This window comes from Klebsiella sp. R390, assembly GCF_051131745.1.
Classification (GTDB): domain Bacteria; phylum Pseudomonadota; class Gammaproteobacteria; order Enterobacterales; family Enterobacteriaceae; genus Klebsiella.
The window spans coordinates 676,139-690,508 of record NZ_CP180445.1 but is presented as its reverse complement, the minus strand read 5'-3'; the positions used below and the strand labels follow the sequence as shown (position 1 = coordinate 690,508).

10 protein-coding genes, 2 tRNA genes and 3 other RNA genes are annotated in these 14,370 nt (G+C 55.1%); 7 read left to right on the top strand and 8 right to left on the bottom strand.

All coding sequences use genetic code 11. The annotated features are described in order from the left end of the window. Window positions 1–15: 15 nt before the first annotated feature. From efeO to phoH, 3 genes are all read left to right on the top strand, one after another. Window positions 16–1,143 carry an iron uptake system protein EfeO gene (efeO, locus tag ACMYSP_RS03215; protein ID WP_434585525.1) on the top strand — a complete coding sequence of 376 codons (1,128 nt, stop codon included), beginning with the start codon at window positions 16–18 and terminating at the stop codon, window positions 1,141–1,143. A gap of 4 nt (window positions 1,144–1,147) precedes the next feature. Then, a complete protein-coding gene (efeB, locus tag ACMYSP_RS03210; RefSeq protein WP_434585523.1) occupies window positions 1,148–2,431 on the top strand; it encodes an iron uptake transporter deferrochelatase/peroxidase subunit in 1,284 nt (427 codons plus the stop codon). Window positions 2,432–2,943: 512 nt separating this feature from the next. Next, on the top strand, window positions 2,944–3,732 hold the full coding sequence (phoH, locus tag ACMYSP_RS03205; protein ID WP_434585522.1) for a phosphate starvation-inducible protein PhoH: 789 nt from the start codon (window positions 2,944–2,946) through the stop codon (window positions 3,730–3,732). An 86-nt stretch (window positions 3,733–3,818) separates the two neighbouring features. Here phoH and ACMYSP_RS03200 read toward each other — a convergent pair whose 3' ends face one another. From ACMYSP_RS03200 to ACMYSP_RS03185, 4 genes are all read right to left on the bottom strand, one after another. After that, the gene (locus ACMYSP_RS03200; RefSeq protein ID WP_434585521.1) at window positions 3,819–5,060 is read right to left on the bottom strand and encodes an MFS transporter; all 1,242 of its coding nucleotides are present in this window, start codon (window positions 5,058–5,060) and stop codon (window positions 3,819–3,821) included. Between the two features lie 778 nt (window positions 5,061–5,838). Then, window positions 5,839–5,972: non-coding RNA, RtT sRNA (locus ACMYSP_RS03195), on the bottom strand. Between the two features lie 47 nt (window positions 5,973–6,019). Next, window positions 6,020–6,107, bottom strand: a tRNA-Ser gene (locus ACMYSP_RS03190). A gap of 212 nt (window positions 6,108–6,319) precedes the next feature. Continuing rightward, on the bottom strand, window positions 6,320–7,180 hold the full coding sequence (locus ACMYSP_RS03185) for a pirin family protein (protein ID WP_434585519.1): 861 nt from the start codon (window positions 7,178–7,180) through the stop codon (window positions 6,320–6,322). 114 nt (window positions 7,181–7,294) lie between these two features. Between ACMYSP_RS03185 and ACMYSP_RS03180 the strand changes: the two genes are divergently transcribed. Further along, window positions 7,295–8,200, top strand: coding sequence for a LysR family transcriptional regulator (locus ACMYSP_RS03180; RefSeq protein WP_434585517.1), 906 nt, complete (start codon window positions 7,295–7,297; stop codon window positions 8,198–8,200). Window positions 8,201–8,238: 38 nt separating this feature from the next. Here the strand turns inward: ACMYSP_RS03180 and ACMYSP_RS03175 are convergent, their stop codons facing one another. From ACMYSP_RS03175 to ACMYSP_RS03160, 4 genes are all read right to left on the bottom strand, one after another. After that, complete coding sequence (locus ACMYSP_RS03175) at window positions 8,239–10,416, bottom strand: TonB-dependent siderophore receptor (protein WP_434587004.1); 2,178 nt, start codon at window positions 10,414–10,416, stop codon at window positions 8,239–8,241. A gap of 692 nt (window positions 10,417–11,108) precedes the next feature. After that, a non-coding RNA gene (locus ACMYSP_RS03170) (RtT sRNA) lies at window positions 11,109–11,242 on the bottom strand. 229 nt (window positions 11,243–11,471) lie between these two features. Next, a non-coding RNA gene (locus ACMYSP_RS03165) (RtT sRNA) lies at window positions 11,472–11,605 on the bottom strand. 47 nt (window positions 11,606–11,652) lie between these two features. Further along, window positions 11,653–11,740 (bottom strand) — tRNA-Ser (locus ACMYSP_RS03160). A 268-nt stretch (window positions 11,741–12,008) separates the two neighbouring features. Between ACMYSP_RS03160 and ghrA the strand changes: the two genes are divergently transcribed. The 3 genes from ghrA (at window position 12,009) to ACMYSP_RS03145 (ending at window position 14,347) form a co-directional block, all read left to right on the top strand. After that, on the top strand, window positions 12,009–12,947 hold the full coding sequence (ghrA, locus tag ACMYSP_RS03155) for a glyoxylate/hydroxypyruvate reductase GhrA (RefSeq protein ID WP_434585515.1): 939 nt from the start codon (window positions 12,009–12,011) through the stop codon (window positions 12,945–12,947). A gap of 85 nt (window positions 12,948–13,032) precedes the next feature. After that, complete coding sequence (locus tag ACMYSP_RS03150; protein WP_434585513.1) at window positions 13,033–13,770, top strand: phosphatase; 738 nt, start codon at window positions 13,033–13,035, stop codon at window positions 13,768–13,770. A gap of 22 nt (window positions 13,771–13,792) precedes the next feature. Continuing rightward, on the top strand, window positions 13,793–14,347 hold the full coding sequence (locus ACMYSP_RS03145; RefSeq protein WP_434585511.1) for a TorD/DmsD family molecular chaperone: 555 nt from the start codon (window positions 13,793–13,795) through the stop codon (window positions 14,345–14,347). Window positions 14,348–14,370: the final 23 nt, after the last annotated feature.

The following is a 14,370-nucleotide window of genomic DNA, read 5'->3' as shown; positions in this document are numbered from 1 at the left end:
CCGAAAGGGATGATCATGATGATTCATTTTCGCCGTAATGCGCTGCAGCTTGCCGTCGCAGCGTTGTTCAGCTCTGCCTTTTACGCACAGGCTGCGGATATTCCGCAGGTAAAAGTCACCGTCAATGATAAACAGTGTGAACCAATGAACGTGACCGTGAAGGCGGGTAAAACACAGTTCATTATTCAGAACCATAGCCAGAAAGCGCTGGAGTGGGAGATCCTCAAGGGCGTGATGGTGGTGGAAGAGCGCGAAAATATTGCGCCTGGCTTCACCCAAAAGCTGACGGCAAACCTACAGCCGGGCGAATATGACATGACCTGTGGCCTGCTGACCAACCCGAAAGGTAAGCTGATTGTCACCGGCGAGGCCACCAAAGACGCGGCTAAAGCCGATGCGGTGCTGAGCCTGGGCGAGGCGATCACCGCCTATAAAGCCTATGTCACCGCAGAGACTGCTGCGCTGGTCAGCGGTACTAAAGCCTTTACCGATGCGGTGAAAGCGGGCGATATCGAAAAAGCCAAAGCGCTGTATGCGCCGACGCGTCAGCATTATGAGCGCATCGAGCCTATCGCCGAGCTGTTCTCCGACCTTGACGGCAGCATTGATGCCCGTGAAGACGATTATGAGAAGAAGGCGGAAGATCCGAAATTTACCGGCTTCCACCGTCTGGAAAAAGCCCTGTTTGGCGACAACAGCGTCAAGGGGATGGAGCAGTATGCTACTCAGCTGAACGACGATGTGCTGGAGCTGCAAAAACGCATCAGCGAGCTGGCCTTCCCGCCGTCTAAAGTGGTGGGCGGCGCGGCTGGCCTTATCGAAGAAGTGGCGGCCAGCAAAATCAGCGGGGAAGAAGATCGCTACAGCCACACCGACCTGTGGGACTTCCAGGCCAATATTGACGGCGCGCAGAAGATTGTTGACCTGCTGCGTCCGCAGCTGCAAAAAGAGAACAGCGCGCTGCTGGCGAAAATTGACGCTAACTTCAAGAAAGTTGACGGCATTCTCAGCAAATACCGCACTAAAGACGGCTTCGAAACCTATGACAAGCTGACCGATGCGGATCGTAATGCGTTGAAAGGGCCGATCACCACTCTGGCGGAAGATCTGGCGCAGCTGCGTGGGATCCTCGGTCTGGATTAAGTCGATGGCAGAACAGAAGCAATTCGACGTGGATGAACCTTCACGTCGTCAATTATTAAAAGGGATCGGCGCGCTCGGTGGCGCGCTGGCCATTGCTGGTGGCTGTCCGGTGGCGCACGCGGCGAAGGGCGGTAGCGCGCCGGGCGTGCTGTCTCCTGACGCGCGAGCCGAGGTGCAGCCTTTTTACGGGCAGCACCAGGCGGGCGTACTGACGCCGCAGCAGGCATCGATGATGCTGGTGGCCTTTGATGTGCTGGCCAGTGATAAAGCCGATCTTGAACGGCTGTTTCGTCTGCTGACCCAGCGCATTGCCTTTCTGACCAAAGGTGGCCCGGCGCCGGATACGCCGAATCCGCGCCTGCCGCCAATGGATTCAGGGATCCTCGGACCGTGGATATCGCCGGACAACCTGACGGTGACCGTGTCGCTGGGCCATTCGCTGTTTGACCAGCGTTACGGACTGGCGAATCACGCGCCGAAAAAGCTGCAACCGATGACCCGTTTCCCCAACGATTCACTGGACGCCGCGCTCTGTCATGGCGATCTGCTGTTGCAAATCTGTGCCAATACTCAGGATACGGTCATCCACGCGCTGCGCGATGTGATTAAACACACCCCGGATCTACTGAGCGTGCGCTGGAAGCGTGAAGGGTTTATCTCCAGTAGCGCCGCGCAGAGTAAAGGCAAAGAGACGCCGGTGAACCTGCTGGGCTTTAAAGATGGCACCGCGAATCCGCTCAGTACCGATAAGGCGTTGATGGATGAGGTGGTGTGGGTCACTGCCGGGCAGGGCGAGCCCGCGTGGGCGACCGGCGGCAGCTATCAGGCGGCGCGTATCATCCAGTTTCATGTGGAGTTCTGGGATCGTACTCCGCTGAAAGAGCAGCAGACTATTTTTGGCCGGGATAAGCACAGCGGCGCGCCGCTGGGGATGCAGAACGAGCACGATGTGCCGGATTACAGCAACGATCCCAACGGCGATACTATCGCCCTGGATAGCCACATTCGACTGGCAAATCCGCGGACCCCGCAGACCCAGTCGAGCCTGATGATGCGCCGCGGTTACAGCTATTCATTAGGGGTAACCAACTCCGGTCAGCTGGATATGGGGCTGCTGTTTGTCTGCTATCAGCACGATCTCGAGAAGGGATTCCTGACGGTGCAAAAGCGCCTGAATGGCGAGGCGCTGGAGGAGTACGTCAAACCGATTGGCGGCGGTTATTTCTTTGTGTTGCCGGGGGTTATCGACAGCCAGCACTACCTGGGACAATCTCTGCTTGAAGCCTGATCGCTCTGCCCGTAAGGGCAGGGCGTTTTCTGCTGTTTTTCCATTCTTTTTTTGTATTTCCTGCCTTGTGTTATTTTTCTGTAATCTAAATGACGGAAACTCTCTTCAGCTGTTCGGGGAATTATTTGTTGCGTTTGTGTAAAAAATTAGTTGCATCTTAGACGATTTTTGATGTAATTATTACAGACGCGGTAGTTCCCGGCAGTGATGTCGTTTCACTATGGAGATCGCGAATGGTAGGGTCCTGTACCGGACAACGCAAAACAACACGCCGTACTCTTCAGCGCGGAGGGAAAACCTCCGGCAGCGACTTCGTCACCGTAAATTCACCCCTTTCCACCACGACAGAACATCCGAACCCTGACAGGGTACGCGGTGCGCGTAGCCGTGACTCATTGTCAATTCAACAGGCAAGCAATGGCTTAAAAGGAAGCCAAACCTCAATCGTTTGTGCGCATAGTCGCGTCGATAGTGACGCGTGTGATGTAAACCAACAACGCAAGGTGCTATCCATGGGAAGACAAAAAGCAGTGACCAAAGCTCGTCGTGAAGCAAAACGTGTGCTGAGACGCGATTCGCGCAGTCATAAGCAACGCGAAGAAGAATCGGTCACATCGCTGGTGCACATGAGTGGCGTAGAAGCAATTGGCATGGCGCGGGATAGCCGTGATACTTCCCCAATTGAAGCACGCAATGATGCTCAGGCGCATTATTTGAATGCCATCGACAATAAACAGCTGATTTTTGCCACGGGCGAAGCCGGGTGCGGTAAAACCTGGATTAGCGCCGCGAAAGCAGCCGAAGCCCTGGTCCACAAAGATGTGGACAGGATTATTGTTACCCGTCCCGTTCTGCAGGCCGACGAAGACCTCGGCTTCTTACCGGGAGATATCGCCGAGAAGTTCGCTCCTTATTTCCGACCGGTTTATGACGTTCTGGTGCGGAGATTGGGCGCTTCCTTTATGCAGTACTGCCTGCGACCGGAAATTGGCAAGGTGGAAATCGCGCCGTTCGCCTACATGCGCGGACGTACATTTGAAAATGCCGTGGTGATTCTGGACGAGGCCCAGAACGTGACGGCTGCGCAAATGAAAATGTTTTTGACCCGCCTCGGGGAGAACGTCACGGTCATCGTCAATGGCGACATTACCCAGTGTGATTTACCGTCTGGTGTGAAATCTGGCCTGGTCGATGCGTTGGGACGTTTTGAGGAAGACGAGATGATCGGTATCGTGCGCTTTACCGCCGATGATTGCGTCCGTTCGATGCTCTGCCAGCGAACGCTGAAAGCTTACTACTAGCGGCTAATTAGTGTGCAAAGCCCGGGGAAACCCGGGCTTTGTTGTTTTGTGGTTCCCGTGAACCACGCTTTGCTTAGTATTGCGGGTTAGCCAATGGCGCCCAGCGCATCCTCATTTCCCTGGCTTTTTGGCAACAGGAACAGGGTGGCGAAAATATCCAGCAGGTAGAGCAGCGCCAGCAGGGTGATGGCGGCGGTAAAGGACCAGTGGCTGACGAACAGACCAATCACCAGAGGACCAAAACCACCGACGCCCCGACCAAGGTTGAACAGGACGTTCTGCGCCGTCGCGCGGACCTGCAGCGGATAGGTATCCGAGATCAGCGCGCCGTAACCGCCGATCATTCCGTTGACGAACATGCCCATTAACGCTCCGGTAAACAGCATAATGGTTGGATCACGCAGTTGGGCGTAGATAATCACCATCACGACCGCGCCGGCCTGGTAAATCAGGAAGATTTTCCAGCGCGCGAAACGGTCCGCCAGCACGCCAAACAACCAGATACCGAAGGTCATTCCCACGACGGTGACGGCGGTCCATACGCCTGATTTGGTGAGCGAAAAACCAAAGTTGGATGACAGATAGCTCGGCATCCAGATCATCAGGCCGTAGTAACCAAAATTCTGCACCGAGCACAGAATAAAGATACCGAGGCTGGCCTTCGAGGTGGCGCGGTCGGAGAGCAGCATTTTGATCCGCGACGAGAATGAGAGCTGCTGGGTGGTATCGATATCTTTGGTAAACGCTTCCGGCTCGCCCATTCCACGACGGATGGCAAATGACACCAGCGCCGGCAGCAGGCCGACGAGGAACATTCCGCGCCAGCCGATAATATCCAGCAGCAGCGGGGTGATAAAGGCGGCAAGCAGAACGCCCAGCTGCCAGCCGATGCCCACCCAGGCAGAGGCCCGGTTGCGTTTGTGCGCCGGCCAGACTTCAGCAATCAGCGCCATGCCAATGCCGAATTCACCGCCTAACCCCATTCCCGCCAGCGTGCGGTAGGCCAGCAGATCCCAGTAGCCCTGAGCGACGGCGCACAGGCCGGTAAAGACGGAGAACATCAGAATGGTGAAGGTCAGGACGCGAATGCGACCAAGGCGATCGCTAAGGTGGCCGAAGATAATCCCACCCAGCACCGCCCCGATCAGCGTCCATGTCACCAGTGAACCGGCCTGCGAGGTGCTGAGGGCGAGTGAAACGCTGATGGCCGGTAACATAAAACCGAGGATCAGCAGGTCAAAGCCGTCCATTGCATAGCCGCTGATGGCGGCGACCATGGCTTTTGCCGGGGTCACGCCGCGTTTTGTTTGTGAAGAAGAGAACGTCATGTTCAGGCCTTTGGCAGTCAATTTGGCGCCAAGTATAGATTTGTCAACGAATGCGATCTACACAACAAAGAGAGCATTGTAGGTCGCATTGATGGCATTAACCGGATGTTTGTGTGTTTTTAATGGAGTAAATGACTGGTTTATGTTTTTAGGTGTTAGTGGTAATGCTTAATGTGTGAATAACGATGACGTAATGTGCTGTCGATAAAAAACGACGATTGTCGGATTTTTGCTTCGCGGGGGTTGAGGGCTGCTGGTAGCCCGGTCGGGGCTTACGGTCTGTCCAACTGGTGTTGGTAGCCCGGGCGAGGCATTTATGCCGACCCCCGGGAAAAGCGCGCACCATGCTGACAGAATGACTGGTGCAACATACGAAAAAAAAGCCCGTGACTGCGTACGAGCTCTTCTTAAAATATGGCGGTGAGGGGGGGATTGACTCGCGTTGCTCGCCCTGACGGGCAGCCCGTTCGCAGGCTCACGGTCTGTCCAACTGGCGTTGCCAGTTGTCGAACCCCGGTCGGGGCTTCTCATCCCCCCTGGTGGGGTGCAACATGCGAAAAAAAAGCCCGTGACTGCGTACGAGCTCTTCTTAAAATATGGCGGTGAGGGGGGGATTGACTCGCGTTGCTCGCCCTGACGGGCAGCCCGCTCGCAGGCTCACGGTCTGTCCAACTGGCGTTGCCAGTTGTCGAACCCCGGTCGGGGCTTCTCATCCCCCCTGGTGGGGTGCAACATGCAAAAAAAAGCCCGTGACTGCGTACGAGCTCTTCTTAAAATATGGCGGTGAGGGGGGATTGACTCGCTTTGCTCGCCCTACGGGCAGCCCGCTCACAGGTTCGCGGTCTGTCCAACTGGCGTTGCCAGTTGTCGAACCCCGGTCGGGGCTTCTCATCCCCCCTGGTGGGGTGCAACATGCGAAAAAAAAAGCCCGTACTTGCGTACGAGCTCTTCTTAAAATATGGCGGTGAGGGGGGGATTCGAACCCCCGATACGTTGCCGTATACACACTTTCCAGGCGTGCTCCTTCAGCCACTCGGACACCTCACCATATTGTTTTGCTGCTCACCTTGGGTGGGCAACGGGGCGCTACTATAGGGAGTTGCGCTAAAACGGTCAAGCAGTATTTATTCTTTCTTTACCGTTCGGTCAAGCAATGAACACTGCCCCGCAGAAAACCGACGGGGCAGTGATTTTAACGCAGAGAATCAAGCTGTTTGCGCTGCTTTAGCACTACGCTGGCAGGCCGGAAGACGCTGAAGTCAGATCTGGCCGAAGCGCCCGCTGTTAAAATCGCTAACGGCTTCGGCAATCTGCTGCCTGGTATTCATCACGAACGGGCCATAACCCACAATGGGCTCCTGCAACGGCTCACCGGCCAGCAGCAGCACTTTGGCGTTTGCCGTTGCCTTGAGATGAATCGTTTCTCCCTGCTGGCTCAATACGACCAACTGCCCTTCACGTGCCTGCTCGGTACCATTGACCGCGACTTCGCCTTCAAGGACCACTAACGCGCTGCTCCAACCATCAGGCTGACGGAGCGTAATGTCATGGCCCTGATTCAACTGCATATCCCAGACGTTCAGCGGCGAGAAGGTATGCGCAGGGCCAGACACTTCGCCATAGCTGCCGGCGATAACCCGGATATTGCCCGCACCGTCCGCCAGGGCGACGTCCGGGATAACATCTGCGGTAATGCTCTGATAGCCCGGATGAGCCATTTTGTCTTTTGCTGGCAGATTGACCCACAACTGGATCATCTTCAGTTCGCCGCCGGTGCGGGTAAACTCTGCCGAATGGAACTCTTCATGCAGAATGCCGGCGCCCGCGGTCATCCACTGCACATCGCCCGGGCCAATGACCCCGCCTTTACCCGTCGAGTCGCGGTGCTCAACTTCACCGGAATAGACGATGGTGACGGTTTCAAACCCACGGTGCGGGTGTTCGCCAACCCCGCGTCTGCCGCTTCCCGCCGGGAAGTGGTGCGGACCGGCGTAGTCCAGCAGCAGGAAGGGGCTTAACGGTTCGCCATGAGTCTGGTAAGAGAACAGTGAGCGGACCGGGAAGCCATCCCCCACCCAATGCTGGGCTGGTGCGGTGTAGACGCCTGTAATCTGTTTCATGGTGCTCTCCTGTATCGCTATTTCTGATGACCATAAGCTTATATGCGTGGCCAATAAACCGGTAGATAGCAAAAGTAGCCTATACTGTTCTTAAAATGGAACAATGGAGGAAGGATGCTGGATCTCAATGACTTAGCCTGGTTTGTCCAGGTCGTCGACCATCAAGGATTCGCCGCGGCGGGCAGGGCGCTCGATCAGCCGAAATCAAAATTAAGTCGTCGGATCGCGCAGCTGGAAGAGCGGCTTGGCGTACGGCTGATTCATCGCACGACCCGCCAGTTCGTGGTCACCGAAGTGGGACAGACCTTCTACCAGCACTGCAAAGCGATGCTGATAGAGGCCGAAGCGGCGCAGCAGGCGGTGGAAACGTTGCGTTCAGAGCCGCGCGGCAGCGTGAAGCTCACCTGTCCGGTAACCTTACTCCATGCCCACGTCGGGCCAATGCTGGCGCGATTTATGCTGCGCTACCCCGGCGTCAATGTGCAGCTGGAGGCTACCAACCGGCGGGTGGACGTTGTCGGCGAAGGGATCGATGTGGCGATCCGCGTGCGTCCGCGCCCGTTTGACGATAGCGATCTGGTGATGCGGGTGCTGGCCGACCGCGGGCAACGGCTGGTCGCCAGCCCGGCGTGTATTGCCCGAATGGGGCGGCCGCAGGCGCCATCGCAGCTGAGTACATGGCCGGGGCTGAGTCTCGATGCTGGAAAACATCAGCATAAATGGCAGCTGAGCGGGCCCGAGGGGGCGAGGGCGGAAGTCTATTTTACGCCGCGGATGGTCACGACGGATATGTTGGCACTGCGCGAAGCAGCGATAGCCGGCGTGGGGGTGGTTCAGCTTCCTTTATTAATGGTGCGCGATCAGCTGACTGCCGGAACGCTGGAAGTAGTGCTGGATGCGTGGCAGCCGCAGCGGGAAGTGATTCATGCGGTCTTTGCCTCGCGTCGTGGCCTGCTGCCGTCGGTAAGGGCGCTGGTGGATTTTCTCAGTGAGGAATATCAGCGGATGGAAGAAGATTGATTTTTTCCGTGCCCGCCTGGGCACGGAAATGACCTCAATTAAAACGACATGGTGACTCCAGCGTAATAAGCACGGCCCGGCTCATTATAGGTAGAGGCCCCTTCGTTCTCGCGGTAAACACGCTTATCAAACAGGTTGTTGATACCGGCATTGGCGCGCAGGTTTTTCGTGATGTCATAATTGACGTTTAAACCCACGATGGAGTAAGGACTAATCTCTTTCTGGGAAAGTCCATTTCTGTTTTCAAGAGTGGTTTCAGCATACTGGCGTGGTTTCTGGCGACCATATTGCGTCCAGTTAATGTCGGTACTCAGGTCCTGAGTGACTTGCCATTCCAGTTGGGAGTTGATGGTAAATTCCGGGATGACCGACAGCGGATTACCCGTTTTTTTGCTTTCAGAACGGAACATGTAGGTCGCGTTGGTGCGCCATTCCAGCGTATCGGCAATCAGAGGAACGGCCAGGTTACCCTCGAGCCCTTCAACGATGGCTTTACCGCCGTTCTCCCACTGCAATACGTTATAGGTGCCATTGCTATAAATAGCAGAGGTTCCTGAGACGATTTTATTTTTGTAATCATTGCGGAAGTAGGTAATACCGGCAGTGTAACCTGCATGGCTGAATTCTATTCCCACTTCTTTGTTGACGCTAATTTCAGGGTCGAGGTTATCGTTACCAAGTAAATAGCACTGGCTCAGACCAATCGGGCAGCCGTTGCCACGCGTGGACAGGAGGTAGCCTGGCGTTGACTGATAAAGATTGGGGGCTTTAAATGCGCGGGCAATACCGGCTTTCAAGACGAAATATTCGCCCAACCCTTGCGACATATTCAGGCTGGGGCTCCAGTTAGCGCCGAATTGATCGTGATAATCAAAGCGCAGACCCGGAATAATTTCGGTGCTGTCGGTTGCCGCAATATTATCTTCGAAATAGAGTGAACTGATGGTGGCGGAGTTTTTACTGCTACGTTGGGAAGGGTCACCTGAGCTACCCGGTAAATATAAGTCCGTGTTTGCGGATTGCATGGAGGCGGGATCGTTGAGCTCATCGCGGTTCCATTCCGCCCCCAGCGTCACCGTTTGATCAACCAGCAGCTGCAGAGGGAAGTTTATCTCCCCGCCCGCGCGATAACTTTCCAGACGGCTGGTCGAATTCTCATCGCTATTAATCATACCTTCAGTACTGCCGCCGGTACCTTCTTTTAAGCGCGTGTTATTGGTTTTTTCATAGTTAAAGTTGAGCCTGGATGTTCCCCAGTCCCAGATACCGTTATGGGTGATACCGTAGTTTTGACGATATAAACGGTTTGTTTCGCTGCCATATAACGATTCAACCAGACCGTTCGCGCTGCTATTACTATTGCTGTTTTGCGTATCACCGGCGTAGATATTTCCCTGACGGCTGTAGGCATAGGAGAAGTCAACGATCTGGGTCGGCGTCATTTTCCAGGACAGTACGCCGCTGATGTCTTTATTGCGCACGCCTTCACGACCCGCGGCATAGGAGCCGTTTTGTGCGGTATTGATGTCAAAGGCATCAGCATCGGTGCGGTTGAGGTTGCCGTACAGACGCATTGTCAGCGCGTCGCCTGCCAGCGGGCCACTGAGGTTGAAGTTGGCGCGACGGGTGTCGCCTTCTTTACTGTTTTCGGGCTGGTTGGTGAAGAGAGAGAGTGAACCGTGCCAATCATTGGTAGGGCGCTTAGTGATGATATTCACCACACCACCGGCTGCTCCGGAACCATAACGGGCGGCTGCCGGGCCGCGAATCACCTCAATACGTTCCACCATTTCCGCCGGGACCCAGTTGGTATCGCCGCGAGAATCACGTTCGCCACGCCAGTTGTAGCGAACGGAGTTACGAGAGCTTACCGGCACACCATCGATCAGCACCAGGGTGTTTTCCGGCCCCATGCCGCGAATATCAATTTGGCGGTTGTTACCGCGGCTGCCGCTGGCACCGTTGCCGGTCAGGTTTACGCCGGGCATTTTACGGATGATGTCAGAAAGATCGTTCACCGGGGGGCTTTTTTGAATGTCTTCTGCCGTGATAATCGAGACGCCTGGTTGCTGTTTTAGCTCCTGTTCAGCGGTGACCAGCATGACTTCATCATCAGCGAGATTTTCTGTCGGTTCGGCGGCCAATGCAGGAGCGGACAGTAAGCTGGCAAAAAGCAGCGTTATCGGGCGCTTTCTACCATAAAAAGTAACATTCATTTTCATTATCTCCATAATATGCAGGAATAAGGCGCAGATGCGGATGATAATGAGATTGATTATCATTGTATATTGCGTGCGGTGTTTCTCCTTTTTTTCTACATTGTTCGTCAATTTTTCGTTTTTATGTAAGAGGATGTAAAAATTTGCCGCTGAGGATCTCGATGCTGAGAGGAATGTGATCTGGCCCGCTTTTATTTGTAATACATTGATAAATATGGCTATTAACACCTTTAAATCATGTGGTTATTTTTTGTTCTCACGGTCTGGCTCTAAACGCAACTCCTGTGGCAGCGAAAAATAAGGAGAAATGGTGTTATTCGCAATACAAATATTTACATTCAATATCATCCGAAAATGCAATTTCAGACTATGCGAATGTCATCAGGCGATTCATTGCACCTGCCGGTGTTGTAACGCTTTGTTAACAAATATTGCGTCATCTGCCAGAGAGTGGATGGCAGTGTGGGGATGCAACGGCGAGGGTAGCGATAGTAGCCCGGGCGAGGCATTTATGCCGACCCCCGGGAAAAGCGCGCACCGTGCTGACAGGATGGCAGGTGAAACAGCGAAGGTAGCCCGGGCGAGGCATTTATGCCGACCCCCGGGAGAAGCGCGCACCATGCTGACAGAATGACTGGTGCAACATACGAAAAAAAGCCCGTGACTGCGTACGAGCTCTTCTTAAAATATGGCGGTGAGGGGGGATTGACTCGCTTTGCTCGCCCTACGGGCAGCCCGCTCACAGGTTCGCGGTCTGTCCAACTGGCGTTGCCAGTTGTCGAACCCCGGTCGGGGCTTCTCATCCCCCCCTGGTGGGGTGCAGCATGCGAAAAAAAAGCCCGTGACTGCGTACGAGCTCTTCTTAAAATATGGCGGTGAGGGGGGGATTGACTCGCGTTGCTCGCCCTGACGGGCAGCCCGTTCGCAGGCTCGCGGTCTGTCCAACTGGCGTTGCCAGTTGTCGAACCCCGGTCGGGGCTTCTCATCCCCCCTGGTGGGGTGCAACATGCGAAAAAAAAGCCCGTGACTGCGTACGAGCTCTTCTTAAAATATGGCGGTGAGGGGGGATTGACTCGCTTTGCTCGCCCTACGGGCAGCCCGCTCACAGGTTCGCGGTCTGTCCAACTGGCGTTGCCAGTTGTCGAACCCCGGTCGGGGCTTCTCATCCCCCCTGGTGGGGTGCAACATGCGAAAAAAAAAGCCCGTACTTGCGTACGAGCTCTTCTTAAAATATGGCGGTGAGGGGGGGATTCGAACCCCCGATACGTTGCCGTATACACACTTTCCAGGCGTGCTCCTTCAGCCACTCGGACACCTCACCATATTGTCGTTCCCGTTGCTGCTGGGAACGGGCGCTAATTTAGGGAAATACGTATCTCTCGTCAATCAACTTTTTCAAAAAACCGTGCGTTTAGCCAAACTTCGCGCAACTTGCGTTTTAAATGCGCGACAATCGATTTTTTTGTCACCACTTTCTTTTTACTCGATAGAAAAATGAAATTTGTTATGCTGGCAACCCAATAGAAAACAACAAATAAAACATGACGCTTGGGTAGACCTGCACGACGCGTCAGCTATCAGGAGCCACGATGGACATTATTTATTATCACCCGACATTTGATACCGCTTACTGGATTGCAGAGCTGGAAAAACGGCTGCCAGGGGCGCGCGTACGTGAATGGAAATCCGGTGACAACCAGCATGCTGATTACGCGCTGGTCTGGCATCCGCCAGTCGAAATGCTTCAGGGACGGGATTTAAAAGCCGTCTTTGCCCTCGGAGCGGGCGTTGATTCGATCCTCAGTAAACTACGCCAGCACCCGGAAATGCTGCCAATGTCGATCCCGCTTTTCCGTCTCGAAGACACCGGAATGGGTCAGCAGATGCAGGAGTACGCGGTCAGCCAGGTATTGCACTGGTTCCGTCGCTTTGATGACTATCAGGTCTTAAAACAGCAAGCGCGCTGGCAACCGCTGGACGACTATCCGCGAGAAACCTTTACTATCGGGATTATGGGCGCGGGCGTACTCGGCGCAAAAGTCGCCGAAGCGTTACAGGTCTGGGGCTTCCCGCTGCGTAGCTGGAGCCGCAGCCGCAAAGCCTGGCCGCAGGTACAAAGTTTTGCCGGCGCCGATGAGCTGGGCGCGTTTCTCGGCGGAACCCGGGTGTTGATCAACCTGCTGCCGAACACGGCGGAAACCGCCGGGATTATTAACCAGCAGCTGTTGGCGCAGCTTCCGGATAACAGCTATGTTCTCAATCTGGCACGTGGTGTTCACGTTGTGGAAGACGATCTATTAGCGGCACTGAATAGCGGCAAGCTCAAAGGGGCGATGCTGGATGTCTTTAGTCGTGAACCGTTACCGGCAGCAAGCCCGCTGTGGGCGCACCCTCGGGTAGCCATGACCCCACACGTGGCCGCGGTCACGCGTCCGCTGGAAGCCATTACCTATATTGCCGGCACCATCGGCCAGCTGGAGCGGGGCGAAACGGTAAGCGGGAAGGTCGATCGTCAGCGCGGATACTAAGACATAACCCCGCTGCGGCGGGGTTTTTGCTAATCATAGGTCCTGATTCCTGCTATCCTTGCCACAAACAGAGAAGGAGAATGTGATGTATCCTGTTGACCTGCACATGCATACCGTCGCCAGTACCCACGCCTACAGTACCCTGCACGATTATATTGCTGAAGCAAAGCGCAAGGGGATCAAACTTTTCGCCATTACCGACCACGGTCCGGATATGGCCGATGCACCGCACTACTGGCATTTCGTCAATATGCGCATCTGGCCGCGGATGGTGGATGGCGTTGGCATCTTGCGCGGCATTGAAGCCAATATTAAAAATATCCAGGGCGAAATTGACTGCAGCGGGCCGATGCTGTCGTCGCTGGATTTGTTCATCGCCGGCTTCCATGAACCGGTGTTCCCGCCGCAGGATAAAGCGACCCACACCGAAGCGATGATCGCCACCATGGCCAGCGGCGCGGTACACATTATCAGCCATCCGGGCAACCCGAAATTCCCCGTTGATATCCCGGCCATCGCCGCGGCTGCGGCAAAATATCAGGTGGCGCTGGAAATCAATAACTCATCCTTTGTCTCCTCGCGCGTGGGCAGTGAAGATAACTGCCGGGCCATTGCCGCCGCTGTTCGCGATGCCGGCGGCTGGGTGGCGTTGGGCTCTGATTCGCACACCGCCTTTACCCTGGGTGAATTTTCCGCGTGCCGTAAGATCCTGGATGAAGTGGGCTTCCCCGAGGATCGGATCCTTAACGTCTCTCCACGTCGGCTGCTGAATTTCCTTGAGTCCCGCGGGATGCCGGCAATCCCTGAATTTGCCGACCTTTAATGTGAAAAACTGGAATAATTGAATGAACGAGTTTTCAATCCTCTGCCGTGTACTGGGTTCTTTGTACTATCGCCAACCTCAGGATCCGCTGCTGGTGCCGCTGTTTACCTTGATTCGGGAAGGGAAGCTGGCGGCGAACTGGCCGCTGGAACAGGATGAGCTGCTGGAGCGTCTGCAAAAAAGCTGCGATGTACAACCGCTGGCTGCGGACTATAACGCGCTGTTTGTCGGGGACGAATGCAGCGTTCCCCCATACCGTAGCGCATGGGTTGAAGGGGCGAGCGAAGCCGAAGTGCGTGGTTTCCTGAGCGCCCACGGCATCCCGACTGGCGAAGGCAAAGCCGATCATATTGGTTCCTTGCTGCTGGCGGCCTCCTGGCTGGAAGATCACGCGACCGAAGACGAAAGCGAAGTCCTGGAAACCCTGTTCGCGGACTATATTCTGCCGTGGTGCGGGACCTTCCTCGGGAAAGTCGAAGCCCATGCGGAGACGCCGTTCTGGCGCACCATGGCCCTGCTGACGCGCGAAGCGATCTCTGCGATGTGGGATGAGTTAGAAGAAGAAACTGAAGAGTAAAATGTGATTTAAGTCACGCATTA